The organism is Lactobacillus sp. A27, from assembly GCF_016742815.1.
GTDB lineage: Bacteria > Bacillota > Bacilli > Lactobacillales > Lactobacillaceae > Lactobacillus > Lactobacillus gallinarum.
Map to the genome: position 1 here is coordinate 1 of NZ_JAEHNT010000080.1, position 3,477 is coordinate 3,477.

Consider the following 3,477-nt stretch of genomic DNA (forward strand, 5'->3'; position numbering starts at 1 on the left):
TGTAAATAAAAGAACTTAAATAACCGTCTCAGTATAACAGTAACTGGGACGGTTTTTAAGTACACTATTTTATTTGACGCTTACAGAAAAAATAATTCTATTTTTAAGCAGATTTAGTTATAATGAAAATATTCTAATTGAAAGTTAGTGAGTCAGCTTCACTAACTTTTTTCTTGTGTAGATTTAAATGAAAGATAGATAAAATGAAGGGGAAAAATATGGAGAGTTGGCTATTTTTAGCATTAGTATTAGTTGTCGCCCTGGTTGGTAAAAACATGTCATTGATCATCGCTACAGGCGTAGTGATGGCGTTAAAGTTAATTCCGTTTGCCAGCAAGTGGCTGCCAGTGATTCAAGCCAAAGGTATCAATTGGGGCGTCACCGTTATTTCAGTGGCAATCTTGATTCCAATTGCGACAGGGCAGATTGGTTTTAAGGATTTGATCAATACTTTCAAATCGCCAGCAGGGTGGATCGCTATCTTAGCCGGGATTGCTGTAGCTATTTTGTCAAGATATGGCGTTGATCAGTTAGCCGCCGTGCCACAAGTAACTGTCGCCTTGGTTTTAGGAACGATCATCGGCGTAGTAGTATTTAAGGGCGTGGCTGCCGGTCCCGTAATTGCCAGCGGTATGACTTATCTGGTTATCACTTTATTTAACTTACATTTCTAATATATAATGTAGTAAAGGTGGGTGAGTGTAATGGCGATTATAGTGCATGAAGAGATCACGCAGCGATTAGATGATTATTTAGAACGACGGTTGCGTAACTATGAAGTTATTACACCGCCAATTCCTAAGAAGCCTGAAGTTGTCACGATTGATGACGATGATAAAAAGAAAAAACATAAAAAGGACTAATGCAAAATCAATGTCATTAAGTTAAGAGCCTGACACGATAATATTCCAAAATTTTAAGCTGCTTGTTGTCCAAATTTAGGCAATAAGCAGCTTTTTAGGTGCGCTGAATAAGCTGTTTCTTAACAGACATTTTTTATTAAGTTATGCCGTCAATCTGTTCTTCCTGGCCTGATAGGAAACCTAATGAAATAAAATAGAGTCAACGAACTGTGATTTCTCACAAATTCAATGACTCTGCACCTATGTGTCTGGTTCTGTGTTCATAATACTAACTCAACAATTCCATTATAATTGCGTGTTCGAACTAATGATAGTTTTTGTTCTTTTGGCAACTCTCCAAAAAGTTTAATACCTTTCCCCAAAAGTGTTGGAATAATGGAAATGTAATATCTGTCAATTAAATCTGCACGCATTATCTGTTGAACAAGATTAGCTCCACCGCAAATCCAAATATCTTTGCCATCTTGTTGCTTTAATTTTTCCAATAAATCTATAGGGTTTACATCTGTAAAAATAATTTGCTTGTTAGAATTACTCTTATTGTGTGTAATCACATAAGTAGTAAAATCGCTATATATCCATTTTGTCGGAGAAAGCTCTGTAACAATTTGATGATATGTGTTCCAGCCCATTAAAATTGTATCTATATTTTGGGTAAATTCAGAATAGGTATCTATATTTTCGTTATCATTACCTTGTCCCTTTAGTCATTCAACACCACCATTACTATCTGCAATATATCCGTCAAGACTCATTGCAATAAATAGAACAACTTTTCTCATTTTACCTTATGGTCCTTTCATTTCCGATTAATTAGAAGTAATAACCTTATTAGAATTATTTTTCGTCAAAAAACGATAGAGCTTTTTGCTACATAAATGGATTATAAAAGCGGCCATGATTCAATTGCCAGAGCAAAATCACGATTAAAATAGACAAGACTGACAATCCCATCACCCAATAATCTTCTTTCTTAAATGATTGAGCTACATACCAGGTTCTTTTCTTCTTAGAACCAAAGCGACGTAGCTGCATGGCGGTACTGATGGTATCGATTCTCTCTAGACTAGAGAAAATAAGCGGCATAATGATGTTTAAAGTTCCTTTGATTCGCTGCGATAACTTAGCTTTCTTTGACAATTCGTTGCCTCGAGCTTGCTGAGCAGCAGAGATAGCCCAATATGAATTCTGAATGTCAGGAATATAACGTAAAGCCAGCGCCACTGCGTAAGAGATATTGTAGCTAATGCCAATTTTATTCAAACTAGCGGCGAATTGACTCGGATTAGTCGTCAACAAGAATAATAAGACGATCGGAATTGAGCAGATATATTTTAGTAGCAAGTTGAATAAATAGAAGACTTCCTGGATCGTGAGAGTGAAGTAGCCAGCATGAATGATGATGCTACGTGAATGATATATTTCTTGACCATAAGTTGGTTGAAAAAGATAAACAAAGATCAAATTTAAAATCATGAAGGCAACAATAAATTTCACGATAAAGGAAATTTGTGACCATTTAATTTGTGCTTCTTTAAATAAAATGATCGAGAAAACACAAATTGCGAGTAAGAAGCGTGTATCATAAGTGATCATACAAGCCGCCGAGACCAGCAACATGAAGATTAGCTTAGTAGTCGCGTTTAGTTGATAGATAAAGCTGGTGCCGGGCTGGTAGCCTAGAATCTGGTTTTGATCATGCATTTTGACTGGTCCTTTCTGAATCGACATAAGCGCGGACAAAGTAATTAGGATCTCTTAAATTATATTTATGAGCCAAGTCATAGAGACTGGTTCGTTTAAGAGAAGCCTTTTTAATTAAACTTTTTTCGGTTAATAATCTAATCGGTTCGGTATCCGCAATTAGTTTACCATCGGCAAAAGCCAATGAGCGATTAGTGTATTCCATCATCAGGTACATGTCATGGGTAATGATCATGATCGTCTTGCCTTGTTCATTCAACTTCTTTAAAAAGTTCATGATCTCTGTATAGGTCTTCCAATCTTGACCAGCGGTTGGCTCATCTAGGATGATGACATCAAGCTCTAGAACCAAAATAGCGGCGATGGTCACACGCTTTTTTTGACCAAAACTCAAAGCAGAAATTGGCCAATGACGGTAAGGGTAAAGACCGCAGATTTTCAAAGTCTTAAAAACCTTATCCTTGATTTCATCTTTGCTGTAACCACGTAGGCATAAACCCAAAGCAACTTCATCAAAAATCATTTTTTGCGAGATCATCTGATTAGGATCCTGCATGACATAACCAATTTTTTCAGAAATTTGTTTAATAGAATATTGCGATAGGTCGTCGTCATCAAATAAGATTTTACCTTCATTAGGAATAAAGCCACAGATCAGGCGACAAAGCGTAGTTTTGCCTGCACCATTTTGTCCTACGATGGAAACGAAATCTCCCTTGTTGATGGTAGCTGTAACGTCGCGCAGTGGATTAACTTGTAAATGGTTATAGCGGTGTCCTACGCCTTTTAATTCGAGCAGGGGCTGTTTTTCTTCTTTTTTAGAAGTCAAAACATACTAATCTAGTGTTGGATGATTACTCGACGGAGTAGTCGTTCAACACTTTTTCTTTTACTATGTAAAGTGGAGATG

The 3,477-nt window shown here is 36.7% G+C and carries 4 protein-coding genes and 1 pseudogene; 2 read left to right on the top strand and 3 right to left on the bottom strand.

Annotation, left to right across the window (positions count from 1 at the left end; genetic code table 11):
- The first annotated feature begins 218 nt into the window (after positions 1–218).
- Both JEM49_RS08675 and JEM49_RS08680 read left to right on the top strand, forming a co-directional pair.
- Entirely contained in the window at positions 219–674 is a 456-nt protein-coding gene (locus tag JEM49_RS08675) for a DUF441 domain-containing protein (RefSeq protein ID WP_025005797.1), read from the top strand.
- A 30-nt stretch (positions 675–704) separates the two neighbouring features.
- Positions 705–863, top strand: a complete 159-nt coding sequence (locus tag JEM49_RS08680) for a hypothetical protein (protein ID WP_164480598.1) — start codon at positions 705–707, stop codon at positions 861–863.
- 260 nt (positions 864–1,123) lie between these two features.
- Here JEM49_RS08680 and JEM49_RS08685 read toward each other — a convergent pair whose 3' ends face one another.
- The 3 genes and pseudogenes from JEM49_RS08685 to JEM49_RS08695 form a co-directional block, all read right to left on the bottom strand.
- Positions 1,124–1,495, bottom strand: coding sequence for a dihydrofolate reductase family protein (locus JEM49_RS08685; protein WP_233186977.1), 372 nt, complete (start codon positions 1,493–1,495; stop codon positions 1,124–1,126).
- A 238-nt stretch (positions 1,496–1,733) separates the two neighbouring features.
- The gene (locus JEM49_RS08690) at positions 1,734–2,567 is read right to left on the bottom strand and encodes an energy-coupling factor transporter transmembrane component T family protein (protein ID WP_087175850.1); all 834 of its coding nucleotides are present in this window, start codon (positions 2,565–2,567) and stop codon (positions 1,734–1,736) included.
- A pseudogene (locus tag JEM49_RS08695) lies at positions 2,560–3,396 on the bottom strand (ABC transporter ATP-binding protein); the annotation flags it as partial. The gene JEM49_RS08690 and the pseudogene JEM49_RS08695, both read right to left, overlap by 8 nt.
- Between the last annotated feature and the right edge of the window lie 81 nt (positions 3,397–3,477).